At 43.6% G+C, this 14,045-nt stretch carries 11 protein-coding genes; 10 read left to right on the forward strand and 1 reads right to left on the reverse strand.

The window, feature by feature from the left end:
- Nucleotides 1-134: 134 nt before the first annotated feature.
- From OCV47_RS02955 to OCV47_RS02980, 6 genes are all read left to right on the forward strand, one after another.
- Nucleotides 135-1,349 carry an MFS transporter gene (locus OCV47_RS02955; RefSeq protein ID WP_262653617.1) on the forward strand — a complete coding sequence of 405 codons (1,215 nt, stop codon included), beginning with the start codon at nucleotides 135-137 and terminating at the stop codon, nucleotides 1,347-1,349.
- Nucleotides 1,350-1,391: 42 nt separating this feature from the next.
- Complete coding sequence (locus tag OCV47_RS02960) at nucleotides 1,392-2,384, forward strand: uroporphyrinogen decarboxylase family protein (protein WP_262653618.1); 993 nt, start codon at nucleotides 1,392-1,394, stop codon at nucleotides 2,382-2,384.
- Nucleotides 2,385-2,389: 5 nt separating this feature from the next.
- Entirely contained in the window at nucleotides 2,390-3,370 is a 981-nt protein-coding gene (locus tag OCV47_RS02965) for a uroporphyrinogen decarboxylase family protein (RefSeq protein ID WP_262653620.1), read from the forward strand.
- 23 nt (nucleotides 3,371-3,393) lie between these two features.
- A complete protein-coding gene (locus OCV47_RS02970; protein ID WP_262653622.1) occupies nucleotides 3,394-4,365 on the forward strand; it encodes a uroporphyrinogen decarboxylase family protein in 972 nt (323 codons plus the stop codon).
- 231 nt (nucleotides 4,366-4,596) lie between these two features.
- Complete coding sequence (gene pckA / locus OCV47_RS02975; protein ID WP_262653625.1) at nucleotides 4,597-6,201, forward strand: phosphoenolpyruvate carboxykinase (ATP); 1,605 nt, start codon at nucleotides 4,597-4,599, stop codon at nucleotides 6,199-6,201.
- 130 nt (nucleotides 6,202-6,331) lie between these two features.
- Nucleotides 6,332-7,267: a GTP-binding protein gene (locus OCV47_RS02980; protein WP_262653627.1), complete on the forward strand. Its 936-nt coding sequence runs from the start codon at nucleotides 6,332-6,334 to the stop codon at nucleotides 7,265-7,267.
- Nucleotides 7,268-7,343: 76 nt separating this feature from the next.
- Here OCV47_RS02980 and OCV47_RS02985 read toward each other — a convergent pair whose 3' ends face one another.
- Nucleotides 7,344-8,516: a galactokinase gene (locus OCV47_RS02985; protein ID WP_256298755.1), complete on the reverse strand. Its 1,173-nt coding sequence runs from the start codon at nucleotides 8,514-8,516 to the stop codon at nucleotides 7,344-7,346.
- A 160-nt stretch (nucleotides 8,517-8,676) separates the two neighbouring features.
- Here OCV47_RS02985 and OCV47_RS02990 point away from each other — a divergent pair, with 160 nt between their 5' ends.
- The 4 genes from OCV47_RS02990 (at nucleotide 8,677) to OCV47_RS03005 (ending at nucleotide 14,044) form a co-directional block, all read left to right on the forward strand.
- Nucleotides 8,677-10,299 (forward strand): hypothetical protein, encoded by a 1,623-nt coding sequence (locus OCV47_RS02990; RefSeq protein ID WP_262653628.1) that lies wholly within the window; start codon nucleotides 8,677-8,679, stop codon nucleotides 10,297-10,299.
- A 64-nt stretch (nucleotides 10,300-10,363) separates the two neighbouring features.
- Nucleotides 10,364-11,902 (forward strand): Na+/H+ antiporter NhaC family protein, encoded by a 1,539-nt coding sequence (locus tag OCV47_RS02995; protein ID WP_262653630.1) that lies wholly within the window; start codon nucleotides 10,364-10,366, stop codon nucleotides 11,900-11,902.
- A complete protein-coding gene (locus tag OCV47_RS03000; protein WP_256298758.1) occupies nucleotides 11,883-12,551 on the forward strand; it encodes a C39 family peptidase in 669 nt (222 codons plus the stop codon). Before OCV47_RS02995 ends, OCV47_RS03000 begins: the two co-directional genes overlap by 20 nt.
- Nucleotides 12,552-12,643: 92 nt before the next feature.
- A complete protein-coding gene (locus tag OCV47_RS03005; RefSeq protein ID WP_262653631.1) occupies nucleotides 12,644-14,044 on the forward strand; it encodes a uracil-xanthine permease family protein in 1,401 nt (466 codons plus the stop codon).
- Nucleotide 14,045: the final 1 nt, after the last annotated feature.

A 14,045-nucleotide genomic window follows, 5' to 3' on the forward strand; every position in this document is an offset into this window, starting at 1 on the left:
TTTTATTTTCTAACCATACTACATTTTGTCGAAAAAAGCAAACGAAATCTCTGGCCTCTCGTCGGATTGACCAAAAGCTTGCATTGTAGCTACAATTGAACTATCAAAAAAATAGTAGACGGGAGGAACTTACTATGACTAACGAAAAATCCAGTATGAATGTATACAAACAGATTAACTGGAAAATCATGATTCCAATTATGTTGTTCGTAACATTCCAAAGTGCGTTCACCGCATTTTCATCGGTACTTGCTTCTATTGCAGAGCAATTTCCACATGCATCCGCAACAACCATTCAGATGGTACTGACACTGCCATCCACCATGAGTATTCCGGTTTCCCTGTGTGCCGGCTTGCTGGCATCTTACTTTACGAAGAAACAGATGATCGAATTCTCGCTGGTTGTAGAATTCATCGGTGGTATGATTCCGCTGGTTAATCACACATCTCTTGGTATGCTGATTCTTTCCAGCTGTCTCATCGGTCTTGGCCAGGGTATCATGATCACTATGGCATCTGCGATCGTTGGAGAGAACTTCACCGGAACTACTTCTGGTGTAGCTATGGGGCTGAAGCAGGCTGCTTCATCCGTACTGATTGCAGTATTCACCATTGCGACCGGATATCTGGCACTGAGTGGATGGTGGCATGCATACTATGTATATTTCCTGGCACCAGTTGTTCTGGTGATCACAGCCATCAGTCTTCCAAAAGGACAGAAGGATGTGCGTATCGTAGGTAAAGGTGCAGGAAGCGGTTGGAAGAAAGTCCTGACTCGTGGGGTTGTTTATTATTCTTTACTTTCTTTCTTTATGGCAGCAGCGAATTTTGCATTTTACACCAATATTGCTTTCCGTATCGTAAACGGAGGACTGGGTGATTCTGCATCTGTTGGTATGGCTTCTGCATGGAACCAGATTGTTACGATTATTATTAGCCTGATCTTTGGTTATATTTTGAAGGTTGTAAAGAAATATGCACTGGCTGTTGCAGTTGGTGTACAGGCCATTGCTTATCTGATCATTGTTGCAGCACCGAACCTGTCCATGATTACCATTGGCGGTATTATCTATGGTGTTGGTGCGGCAATGCAGATGGTTGCAGCATGTTACTACATTCTGGAAAGCTGTGAACAGGATGCAGCTTCTCTTGGTATTGCAATCTGTATGACATTCACCAGCCTTGGAATTACCTTCTCACCATATGTCATCAATGCTGTAGCAGGTATCTTTGGTAACAACGGAGTAACGTCTGGATTTATGGGTGCGGCAGCAATTCAGATTGTCTTAGTAGTGATTGAAATTATTTATGAGACTGTATTAAACAAAGATTCTCAGATTGGTAATTAGGAAACTGGGAAAAGAAATATCGATAGATAGGAGAAATATATCATGAAATATACTGACAAAGAAAATATGCTTCGCGTATTCCAGAAAAAAACGCCGGAAGGTCTTCCACATTTATTGATGGCAGGAACTCATTTCCTCGCACCTCAGAATGGATTCCATGAAAGACCGGCCGGAGGAAAAGGCGGATATGACTGGTTTGGCGTAAAATGGGCATACATTGAGGGCGATCTTGCACCGGTACCGGACAGCTCTGTACCGCCGATTTGTGATGATATTACTGAATGGAAATCCCAGATTAAGTTTCCAGATATGGATGCCTGGGACTGGAAAAAGGCTGCTGAGATCGACCATGTAGCTGAGATTGACCGGGAACATAAGATGCTTTACACCAGTTCCTTAAATGGATTTTTTGAAAGACTTCATACGCTCTGTGGATTCGAAGATGCACTTTGCGCACTTCTTATGGAGCCGGAAGCGGTAGAAGAATATCTGGATGCCATGGTGGAATTCAAATGTAAGCAGCTTACGAAAATCAAGGAATACTATAATCCAGATGTGTTGAATTTCCATGATGACTATGGAACTCAGAGAGGACCATTTTTTTCACCGGAGATCTGGAGAGAACTGTTTAAGCCACGCCTGAAAAAAGTGGTAGATCACTGCCATGAACTGGGTATGATCTTCGAACTGCATTCCTGTGGTCTGATTGATGAGATTGTTCCAGATATCGCAGAGTGTGGCGTGGACTGTCTGCAGTGTATGGATATTGTAGACGTGGCCAGACTGAAAAAAGAGTTGAACGGAAAGATGGCTTTTGGTGTATCGCCGAATTTTCAGAAATATGCATCAGGATTGTCATGTGGAAGCATGACCACAGACGATGTATACAAAGAAGCTTATGAAGAATTCATGACTCTGTCAGAAGACGGATGCTACTATCCATTTATCAATCCACCATTTACACCGATGGATCAGGCCATCTGGGATGCCCATATTCAGGCTGACAAAGATATCAAAGAAAAACAGGGGGTGTAGCAGGTATGACGCCAAAAGAAAATTTGCTGGCTATGTACAGCCATAAAAAAATCGATATTATGCCGATGCCGTTTGAGGATGAATTTACCGTTTATCCGGTAAATGGCTTCACAGAAAGACCGGTATTCAATCAGGGGGGCCGTGACTGGTTTGGCTGTCTGTGGGAATATTCAGAAGCAGCACAGGCTGCAGCACCAGATATTAATGAACATATTCTGGAAGATATCTGTGACTGGAGAGAAGTAGTTAAATTCCCGGATCTGGATGCATGGGACTGGGAAAAAGCAGTGCAGCTGGATAATCTGGACAAAGCAGACAGGGAACATCAGGTAGTCAACGTCATGATGCTTAATGGTATGTTTGAACGTCTTCATGTATTAATGGGATTTGAGGAAGCACTGTGTGCACTTCTGACAGAACCGGAAGAAGTAGGAGCATTCTTTGACGCACTGGCAGATTTTAAGTGTAAGCTTCTGGATAAGTTAAAAGAATACTATAATCCGGATATTGTCACCTTCCATGATGACTGGGGAACTCAGAGAGGACCATTCATGTCGCCGGACACCTGGAGGGAGCTGGTAAAACCAAGAATTCAGAGAATCGTAGACCACTGTCACGAACTGGGAATTCTGTTCCTGATGCATTCCTGTGGAAAATACGATCAGCTGATACCGGATATTTCTGAGATGGGAATCGATGTACTTCAGTGTATGGATATTATGGATATTGGAAAAGCAATCGAGATCGCGGATGGAAGAATGACAATTCAGGCTTCTGTGCATACACAGATCTATGAAGCAGATGATAAGAGTGGAATTCTGACTGAGGAGAAAGTCAGAGAGCAGGTACACAGAGAGTTTACCGAATGGGGAAAATCAGGAAAGTATTATCCATTTGTTCTTCCACCATCTACCTGGTATGAAAAAGTCATTCGCGAAGAGTATGAAAAAGTACGTCATGAACTGGCTGGCACGTATATCAAATAGTTCTTAAAAGATGGGAGAACAAGATGCTTACTGCGCGTGAAAATTATTTAATAGCAGCAAAAGGAGGAAAACCGGAGCGGGTTCCGGTTTTCCCGGAAGACTGCAATATCTTTATGCCGGATTTTTGGCATGAACGGGATCCGGAAACTGGAGCTGATTTCTGTAATGTGAAATGGAAAGTAAATGATGCCGGAGAAATGCCGCGGACAGACTGGAAAGCTATGGAAGAGATCGGTGACTGGCGTGAAACGGTAAAGTTTCCGATTGTATCTGAGATGGACTGGGAAGGCATGGCACAGAGATTTCGGGAAACAAGTGATCCTGATAAGGTGAATATTGCCATGCTCAATACAAATGGCATTTTCCTGATTCCGATCAATATGCTGGGGTGGGTAGATGGATTGTGTGCCATCTGCGATGAACCAGAAGAACTGGAAGCTTTTGTGGCAAGAATCACAGACTTCTTCATAGAAGTACTGGATTATATCGGGAACTATATCCATCCGGACATTGTGTTCTCTGGAGACGATTTCGCATCTACCACAGGTCCATTCCTCTCCAGAGATATTTTCCGGGAAATGTATGTACCTTATTTGAGAAAGATCAATGATAAGATACATGAGATCGGAGCACTTGCTGAATTCCATTGCTGTGGTAACTGCCAGTATCTGATATCCGAGTTTATTGGCGATGTGGATACGGATATCTGTCAGCTGCCGGAGCCGAATCTGCAGTTGGAGTCAGATAAGGCAAAATATGGAAGTAAACTGGTACTGACAGGTGGTTGGGATCGTCATGGTGAAGGCAGCATGCCGGGGTCATCAGAAGAAGCCGTACGCCGTTCTGTCCATACAGCAATTGACACTTATGGAAAAGACGGAGCCCTGATCTTCTGGGATGGTGGAATTATCGGCACCAGTGAAGATTCCAGACAGAAAATGGAATGGCTTCTGGATGAAGTACATAAATATGGAAGAGAAGTTTACCAGAAATAAAAGATGAGAATGGTGTGAAGGAATATCCGGCAAAGCCTTTTTGCCGGATATTCCTATATAATGTATACAAAAATTATGAATAATTTTAGTTGATTTCTTCAAACTTATTTTGTATACTAACATCTGTGGAGAAGGTAACAATCTCCCGTTGATGAGAAAGATACCGTATTTCCTGCATTTGCAGGCGGTTATCAAAATTAGATACTAGGAAAGAAAAGAGGTTAATGGAAGATGGCAGAGATCAATTTAAGCAAGTATGGCATCACCGGAACAACAGAAATCGTTCACAATCCTTCATATGAACAGCTGTTTGAAGAAGAAACAAAAGCTGGACTGGAAGGCTATGAAGTAGGAAAGGTTACAGAACTTGGTGCAGTGAACGTTATGACAGGTATTTACACAGGACGTTCTCCTAAAGATAAATACATTGTTATGGATGAGAATTCCAAAGATACTGTATGGTGGACAACAGATGAATACAAGAACGACAACCATCCAATGCCAGAAAACGTATGGGCAGCAGTAAAAGACATTGCTAAGAAAGAACTTTGCAACAAGAGACTGTTCGTAGTAGATGCTTTCTGTGGAGCTAACAAAGATACACGTATGGCAGTTCGTTTCATCGTTGAAGTAGCATGGCAGGCACACTTCATCACAAACATGTTCATCACACCATCAGCTGAAGAACTTGAAACATTCGAGCCAGACTTCGTTGTATATAACGCTTCTAAAGCAAAAGTTGAAAACTACAAAGAATTAGGACTGAACTCCGAAACATGTGTAGCATTCAACATCACAAGCCGTGAACAGGTTATCATTAACACATGGTACGGCGGAGAAATGAAAAAAGGTATGTTCTCTATGATGAACTACTACCTGCCACTGAAGGGCATCGCAGCAATGCACTGCTCAGCTAACACAGATAAGAATGGTGAAAACACCGCAATCTTCTTTGGTCTGTCTGGAACAGGTAAGACAACACTTTCCACAGATCCTAAGAGACTTCTGATCGGTGATGACGAACACGGCTGGGATGACAACGGCGTATTCAACTTTGAAGGTGGATGCTACGCAAAAGTTATCAACCTGGATAAAGAATCTGAACCAGATATCTACAATGCAATCAGACGTGACGCTCTTCTTGAGAACGTTACAGTTGCAGCAGATGGCAAGATCGATTTCGCTGATAAGAGCGTAACAGAAAACACTCGTGTTTCCTACCCAATCGATCACATCGAAAACATTGTTCGCCCAGTTTCTTCAGCTCCGGCAGCTAAGAACGTAATCTTCCTGTCAGCAGATGCATTTGGAGTACTTCCTCCAGTATCTATTCTGACACCAGAACAGACACAGTACTACTTCCTGTCTGGTTTCACAGCTAAACTGGCTGGTACAGAACGTGGAATTACAGAACCTACACCTACTTTCTCAGCTTGCTTTGGTCAGGCATTCCTGGAACTGCATCCTACAAAATATGCAGAAGAGCTGGTTAAGAAGATGGAAAAGAGCGGAGCAAAAGCTTACCTGGTTAACACAGGATGGAACGGAACTGGAAAACGTATCTCCATCAAAGATACTCGTGGTATCATTGATGCAATCCTGAACGGAGATATCAAGACAGCTCCTACAAAGACAATTCCAATGTTCAACTTCGAAGTTCCTACAGAACTGAATGGTGTTGATACAGGAATCCTGGATCCTCGTGACACATATGCAGACGCTTCTGAATGGGAAGAAAAAGCAAAAGACCTGGCTGGCAGATTCATCAAGAACTTCGCTAAATACGAAGGAAATGAAGCTGGTAAAGCACTGGTTGCAGCAGGACCACAGCTGTAAGATGCAAATTGCATAGTGAAGATTAATATGAATCGGGTGTGAATTTTCACACCCGATTCTTTTTACGCGGGTACCGACCGAAGTGAAATGAAGAGCGGAATGCAGATGCCGCGTTGATATGAGGGAAGATATGGTAAAAGTAGATTTGATTACCGGATTTCTGGGATCCGGAAAAACCACGTTTATAAAAAAATATGCAAAATATCTGATAAATTCAGGAAAAAATATCTGTATTCTGGAGAATGATTTTGGTGCTGTGAATGTAGATATGATGTTGCTGCAGGATCTGATGGGAGAAAAATGTGAGCTGGAGATGGTGGCAGGTGGCTGTGATGAAGACTGTCACAGACGGAGGTTTAAGACGAAGCTGATCGCTATGGGAATGTGTGGATACGATCGGGTTTTGATTGAACCATCCGGAATTTTTGATGTGGATGAATTCTTTGATATCCTTCGGGAGGAGCCACTGGATCGCTGGTATGAGATTGGTTCTGTCTTTACGATTGTAGATGCCGGGCTGAATCTGGATCTGTCAGAAAGCTCCAGATATATGCTGGCGCAGCAACTGGCCTGTGCAGGAAAAGTACTCATGAGCAGGATTCAGTGTGTTAGTGAGGCACAGGAGAAAGCTACGGAAAAATTCTTGCAGAATGCATTGGAAGAATTTCAGTGCAACCGGGTACTGGAAAAGGACATTTGTCGAAAAAACTGGAACGAAATGCAGGCGGAAGATTTTGAAGAATTGACCAAAAGTGGATATCGCACAGATCATTGTGCCAAACTTTGGATGGATCAGAGGGAGGCATATTCGTCTGTTTATTATATGAATCTGCCAATTCAGCCAGAAGAACTGAAGAAAGCAGCAGAGGCAATTATGAAAGATGGGGAATGTGGAAGAGTATTCCGGATCAAAGGATTTTTAAAAGAAAAAGATGGAAGCTGGCTGGAGTGCAATATCACGCATGATCAGATGTCAGTGGAACCGATCACAAATGGACAGGAAGTCATAATTGTCATCGGTGAACAGCTGAACCAGGAGAAGATAGATCAGTATCTGGAAAAATAAAACAGAAATTCCGGCATCGAGAAAAGTTTAAACTTTCCAATCGATGCCGGAATTTCTGTCAGAAACAATTTCCAGATTATAATTTTCTTGCGCCATCTCCGATATCTACAATATAGAAATCTGCGTCGATACCTGTCTGTTTTTTATATGCAGGCTTGATAGTGTCGATAAAAGTATCTACAGCATCATTTTTTACAATGCTGACGGTACATCCGCCAAATCCTCCACCGGTGATACGGGAACCGATCACTCCAGGAATCGTCCATGCCAGTTCTGCAAGAATATCTGTTTCTTTGCAGGATACTTCATAGTCATCACGAAGAGAAATATGGGAAGCGTTCATCAGCTTTCCGAACTCATCGATACGATTTTCTTTTAAGGCTTTTACTGCCTGGATCGTACGCTGGTTTTCATAAACAGCATGTTTGGCACGGCGCTGGCAGATCGGATCTACGATATGAATCTTAAGCTTTTCAAACTGCTCTTCCGTCAGATCCCCAAGGGAGGCGATGTCTGCTACTTTCTGAAGATCCTTCAACGCAGTCTCACATTCATTTCTTCTGTCATTATATGCAGAGCCAACCAGGCTGTGTTTTACATTACTGTTGGTAATGACGATCTTGGCATCTTCCAGTTTCACTGGTGCGTATTCATAATTCAGAGTGTTGGTATCCAGGAAGATAGCACAGTCCTTTTTACCCATAGCACTGGCAAACTGATCCATGATACCACAGTTGCAGCCATTAAAATTATTCTCAGAATACTGACCGATGAGAGCAAGATCCTGATTGGTAAAATCAAATCCAAAGGTTTCACGCAGCATCAGCCCGGTGAGAACTTCCAGAGATGCGGAAGAAGAGAGCCCGGAACCTGCAGGAATATCTCCGTAGATTAAGATATCAGCACCCTTTGGAATCGGACAGCCACGTTTGGCAAAAGTCCACATTACGCCCTTTGGATAGTTGGTCCATCCAGCCTGATCAGAAGGAGTCAGGTCATCCAGCGAAGACTCAATCACACCTGCCCTGGAAAAATTCATGGAATAAAAACGTAACACACGATCTTCCCTTGGAAGAATCATACCATAGGTACCAAGAGTCAGTGCACATGGAAATACATGTCCACCATTATAATCGGTATGTTCTCCGATCAGATTCACACGACCCGGTGCAAAATAAACCGGAAGGTCAGCCTCTGTGTGATAAAGCTTCTGAAACGTTTCCTTCATTTCAGCAATAGAAAAATTCATATTCCCTGTCCCCCTGTTATGGTAAAGTTATTTTTTATCAAATCACATTCTATTATAACGGGTAATTGGTGAAATTGCTACATTTATATTGCAAGAAATCATATTTTCATGTATGATGCAAATAAGATCATAAAAAATTTCTACTATATGGGAGGAAGACATGAGCAAATTAAAAAAATGGTTAGGCAAGACGGTAGTTGCTACAGCAGTGGGTGTGGTTTCCTTACAGGCTTCAGCAGGAGCAGCACCGTTGGATGATTTGAATGCAATTCTCGAAAAGCAGAATGAGGCAGAGACTCCATCTCCGATCAGCGATATGCTGGACTGGGATGCACTGGTAGAGGCTATGAATGCGGGTGGTGCTCAGGTGGCAGCGAATCTGACAATCCCAGAAGAACTTCTGAAAGATGCAGGACTGCCGGAAGAATTACAGGGTGATTTGGGACTGACAGCAGATACCACAGTGGATCTGACGGATAAGCAGTGGCTGTTTAAGCTGGCGGCAGCGGTGAATTCAGAAGATATTGCGAGTCTTTCTCTCTATGGAGATGAGAATCAGCTGGCGTTGACTTTGCCAGAATTCTTATCAAAGACGGTGGGACTGAAGGCTGGAAGTTTTCAGGATCAGTATAATGGTTCTGTGTGGGAGCAGATGTTTGGAGAACTGAATATGCCAGAAGATATTGATCTGAAGTTCTTCCCGGATGGAACTGCTTCTGCTGCCGATACCACAGATCTGGTTGGAAATATTAAAGCAATTCTGGAAAAAGCGACAAAGTCAGCAGAAGATGCCATGAATGTGGAAACAAGAGAAGATGAGAAGTACCCAGGAGTAACATTCTATGATGCTACGTACGATACCGAGAGCGTGGTAAATATTTATCGTGATCTGCTGACAGAGCTTTCCTCTGTATTGAGCGCTTCTGGTATATCTGACGTGGAAGAGTTCAACCAGACCATGGAAGAAGCACTGGAACAGAGCAAAGCAATACTGGGAGATCAGTTTACGGTCACCTATTGGGTAGAGAATGATCAGGTAACGAAGATGTCTATGACCATGAAGATGGATGAAAGTCTGATGGAAGAACAGAATGACACTGTTTCTGATCTGTATGATGATGCAGAAGCTGAATCTGAGACAGAAGAAGTGACCGCTGCAACAGAAGCACAGGAACCGACTATTGTGGTTATGGATATGTTATATACTTTTGCAGATCCGTCCAATATGGCAGCCGGATTTGACATGGATATGGATATTTATGAAGAAGGCGATGAGGCCAATGTCATGCATCTGGCTTACGCGTTTGACAATGAAATGACAGATACTTCCATGGACATGAACGTAAATATGAAGGTTTCCGATGCAGAAGAGACGTATCTGGATGCGGATATTTTCACTATGAATTTTGATGCGGAGTCAGGCGCAATGAACATCAAAGTATCTGTTCCAGATGAAGAGAGCGGATCGGATGTAGGTATGGCCATTGACAGCACCTTTGGAGATGTGACTGCAGGAAAGGGATTCACATGGACATTAAATAATGTAACCGTATCTGCAGACGGAGAACAAATACCGATTTTAAGTGGATATGTGACGATCAATGCAGAGTATGAGAAGATCGAAACACCGGCAGAGGTAGATATGCTGGCTGATATGGATACCACAGATGTGATGGGACTTATGATGGAACTGCAGAATAATGCGGAAAGCTGGATGGAAAAATGGGGACTGGCAGAGGAAGAAATGCCAGTTGATACAGGCACAGAAGCTGAGACAGAGTAATATAAATTATAAACGGTTCAGGATTCAGATTCTGAACCGTTTTCAAAGAGAAAGGAAAGAGAGTATGGACGGATCAATTTTTATCGGAACAGCCTGGGCGCTATTGCCGCCATTACTGGCTATTGTTCTGGCACTGGTAACAAAAGAAGTATATAGTTCCCTGTTCCTGGGAGTGGCTTTAGGGGCACTGCTTTGCACAGGATTTCACCCATGGAATGCATTTGTGACGTTGTTTGATATTATGAAAAGCAGCATGAATCTGAACATTTTGATTTTTGACGTACTGCTTGGCATGATCATTGTATTGATGTCAAAGTCAGGCGGATCAGCGGCTTACGGTAACTGGGCTGGAAAGCATATTAAGTCCAGAAAGACGGCGATGCTGGCAACCACAGGACTTGGTGTCCTGATTTTTGTGGATGACTACTTTAACTGCCTGACTGTGGGATCTGTCATGCGGCCGGTGACAGACCGTTTCAAGATTTCAAGAGCAAAGCTGGCCTATATTATTGATGCGACAGCAGCACCGATCTGCATCATAGCACCAGTTTCCAGCTGGGCGGCAGCAGTCAATTCCTATGTGCCGGCTGATGCCGGTATTACCGGATTTCAGCTGTTCCTCAGAACCATACCGTATAATCTGTATGCCATTCTGACCATTATCATGGTAGTCTATATCTGTGTGACAGGATTTGATTTTGGCCTGATGAAAAAACATGAAGAAAATGCGCAAAAAGGGGATCTGTTCACCAGTGGAGCAGAAGAGTTTGAAAATGTAAAAACGGAAGATGTATGTCCGAATGGAAAAGTATATGATCTGATCCTTCCAGTGCTGGTATTGATTGTTTCAGCGATCGGAGCTATGGTCTATACCGGTTTCCTTGGTGGTGCAACCGATGTGGTATCTGCTTTTGCAGGATGCGATGCGGAGACCAGCCTGATCTTTGCTACTATGGTTACTATTTTCTTTATGCTGATTCTTTATCTGCCACGAAAAGTAGTTACATTTAAGGGTTTTATGGATAGTTTTGTAGAAGGCTTCCGGCTGATGATTCCGGCCGTAGCGATTCTGATTTTCGCATGGACACTGAAAGGAGTCAGTGATACCCTGGGACTGGCAGAATTTGTGGGAGGTGTGGTAGGCGCACATACTTCAGCCGGTGTGATTATTCCGGCGGTGATGTTCATGGTTGGAGTATTCCTTGCATTTTCTACAGGAACCAGTTGGGGTACTTTTGCGATTCTTGTTCCGATCGTGGTGGCCATGTTCCCGGATGCAAAGCAGCTGGAGATGATGATCATCTCTGTATCTGCTGTCCTGGCAGGTGCAGTTTGTGGAGATCATGTATCTCCGATTTCCGATACTACGGTTATGTCTTCGGCAGGAGCCCAGAGCAATCATATCAATCATGTGTCCACACAGATGCAGTATGCAGCGGTTGTGGCTGTAGTATGTGTGATCGGCTATGTGATTGCAGGGTTTGTCAGAATCTGGTGGATTACGCTGGCAGTCAGTGTTGCCATGCTGCTTGTAGTACTGACCTTTATGAGAAAATATACGAGCGAGGGAGAGCGTGCGGGAAATGGAAAAACAGCTGATTAAAGTTCCGTACCTCAGCCAGAGTCCAAGATATCCGACGGGGTGCGAAAGCGTCTCGTCGGTTATGCTGTTACAGCATCTGGGATATGAAATTACGGTGGATGAGTGGATTAAGCAGTATCTGGAACATCAGGAATTTGAGACCAAAGATGGAATCATTTATGGCGGAGATCCGAGAAAGGTATTTTGCGGAAATCCGTACCGGGAAGATGGTATGGGGTGTTATGCTCCAGTCATCTGCAAGACGCTGGCCAGAGTATTTTCAGATAAAGTTTCTGTAACAGGAAGTTCCTTTCAGGCAGTGGATGAGACCGGAACGTCCATGACAAAGCTCAGAAAAAAGTATATTGACCGGGGGATGCCGGTAGTGTTCTGGGCCTGTATTGATATGAAAGAACCTGTGACCGGACCAGACTGGCAGCTGGCAGACGAACCGGAGAAGACATTTACCTGGATCTCCAACGAACATTGTATGTTGCTGGTGGGATATGATGAAATCGGATATTACTTCAATGATCCATATGAGAATCATGGAGTGATTCGATATGAAAAAGAATTGGTGGAACAGCGTCATAAGGCACAGTATGCCATGGCAGTAGGAGTGAAAAACATACAAAAACAGGATGAATTTACAGCAAACACTTCCAATTGACCAAATGATCGTTAACTACTATAATAGGTAACAGAAAAATAACGGATGCAGGGGGAGTCTGCATCTGCATACAAGAGAAAGAGGAGATTACAATGAACGAGCGAAATGAAGCAATACGCGATGTCTCAAAGATCGGTCTTCCAAAGACTCTGCTTTTGGGACTACAGCATATGTTTGCCATGTTTGGTGCCACGATTCTGGTGCCGATTCTGGTAAACAACTATTTTGAGGGAGAGGGACTCTCCATACAGGTGACCCTGTTCTGTGCCGGTCTGGGCACGTTATTTTTTCATTGCTGTACGAAGCTAAAGGTACCTGCATTTCTTGGCTCATCTTTCGCATTTCTGGGTGGATTTTACACGGTTTCACAGCTGGATACCGGAATCTTTGCGGATATGACCATGGGAGAAAAGCTTCCGTATGCATGCGGTGGTATTGTAGTAGCCGGACTGTTATATTTGGTACTGGCACTGATTGTAAAAATAGCAGGCGTTAAGAGAGTCATGTATTTCCTGCCACCAATCGTGACAGGTCCAATCATTATCTGTATCGGACTGAGTCTGGCACCGTCTGCGATCAGCAATGCATCATCCAACTGGCTTCTGGCGTTCACAGCACTGGCAGTGGTCATTATCTTTAATATCTGGGGTAAGGGAATGTTCAAGATCATCCCGATTCTGATGGGAGTACTGATTTCTTATGGTCTGGCTCTGATCTTAAATGCAGCAGGTGTGACCAATGCAGATGGCAGTGCAATTCTGGATTTTTCCAGGGTAGCAACAGCAGGATTTGTGGGCCTGCCACCATTTGAGATCTGTAAGTTCCATCTGACTCCGATTCTGATCATGGCACCGATTGCACTGGCTTCTATGATGGAACATATCGGAGATATCAGTGCAATTTCTGCTACTGTTGGTGAGAATTTTATTGAGGATCCAGGACTTCACCGCACATTGATCGGTGATGGTCTGGCTACTTCTCTGTCTGCATTGATTGGCGGACCTGCCAACACCACTTACGGAGAGAATACCGGTGTACTGGAACTGAGCCATGTGTATGATCCGAAGGTTATCCGTTTGGCAGCCATTTATGCAGTGGTGTTGAGTATGATTCCAAAGATGGCTGAGATCATTGGTTCCATGCCATCAGCGATCGTCGGCGGTGTAAGCTTTATCTTATATGGTATGATTTCCGCTATTGGTGTACGTAACATTGTAGAAAATAAAGTAGACTTTACCAAGTCCAGAAATCTGATTATTGCGGCAGTGATTCTGGTATGTGGACTGGGATTCTCTGGTGGTCTGACTTTCCATGTTTTAGGAACGGATGTGACACTGACCAGTCTCGCTATTGCAGCAATTGCTGGTATTTTACTGAATGCCATTCTTCCTGGAAATGATTATGAATTCGGTAAGAATTCCACCGGAGATATCAGCAGAGGAATTGGTATCAATCCTCAGAATTCAGATCTGAGAAAAGGTAAGCAGGCGTAAA

The organism is Muricoprocola aceti, from assembly GCF_025567005.1.
GTDB lineage: Bacteria > Bacillota > Clostridia > Lachnospirales > Lachnospiraceae > Marvinbryantia > Marvinbryantia aceti.

Bases quoted from the DNA above. Each gene is read 5' to 3' on its own strand.
- OCV47_RS02955 (WP_262653617.1), top strand. From the start codon at position 135: ATGACTAACGAAAAATCCAGTATGAATGTATACAAACAGATTAACTGG.
- OCV47_RS02960 (WP_262653618.1), top strand. From the start codon at position 1,392: ATGAAATATACTGACAAAGAAAATATGCTTCGCGTATTCCAGAAAAAA.
- OCV47_RS02965 (WP_262653620.1), top strand. From the start codon at position 2,390: ATGACGCCAAAAGAAAATTTGCTGGCTATGTACAGCCATAAAAAAATC.
- OCV47_RS02970 (WP_262653622.1), top strand. From the start codon at position 3,394: ATGCTTACTGCGCGTGAAAATTATTTAATAGCAGCAAAAGGAGGAAAA.
- pckA (WP_262653625.1), top strand. From the start codon at position 4,597: ATGGCAGAGATCAATTTAAGCAAGTATGGCATCACCGGAACAACAGAA.
- OCV47_RS02980 (WP_262653627.1), top strand. From the start codon at position 6,332: ATGGTAAAAGTAGATTTGATTACCGGATTTCTGGGATCCGGAAAAACC.
- OCV47_RS02985 (WP_256298755.1), bottom strand. From the start codon at position 8,516: ATGAATTTTTCTATTGCTGAAATGAAGGAAACGTTTCAGAAGCTTTAT.
- OCV47_RS02990 (WP_262653628.1), top strand. From the start codon at position 8,677: ATGAGCAAATTAAAAAAATGGTTAGGCAAGACGGTAGTTGCTACAGCA.
- OCV47_RS02995 (WP_262653630.1), top strand. From the start codon at position 10,364: ATGGACGGATCAATTTTTATCGGAACAGCCTGGGCGCTATTGCCGCCA.
- OCV47_RS03000 (WP_256298758.1), top strand. From the start codon at position 11,883: ATGGAAAAACAGCTGATTAAAGTTCCGTACCTCAGCCAGAGTCCAAGA.
- OCV47_RS03005 (WP_262653631.1), top strand. From the start codon at position 12,644: ATGAACGAGCGAAATGAAGCAATACGCGATGTCTCAAAGATCGGTCTT.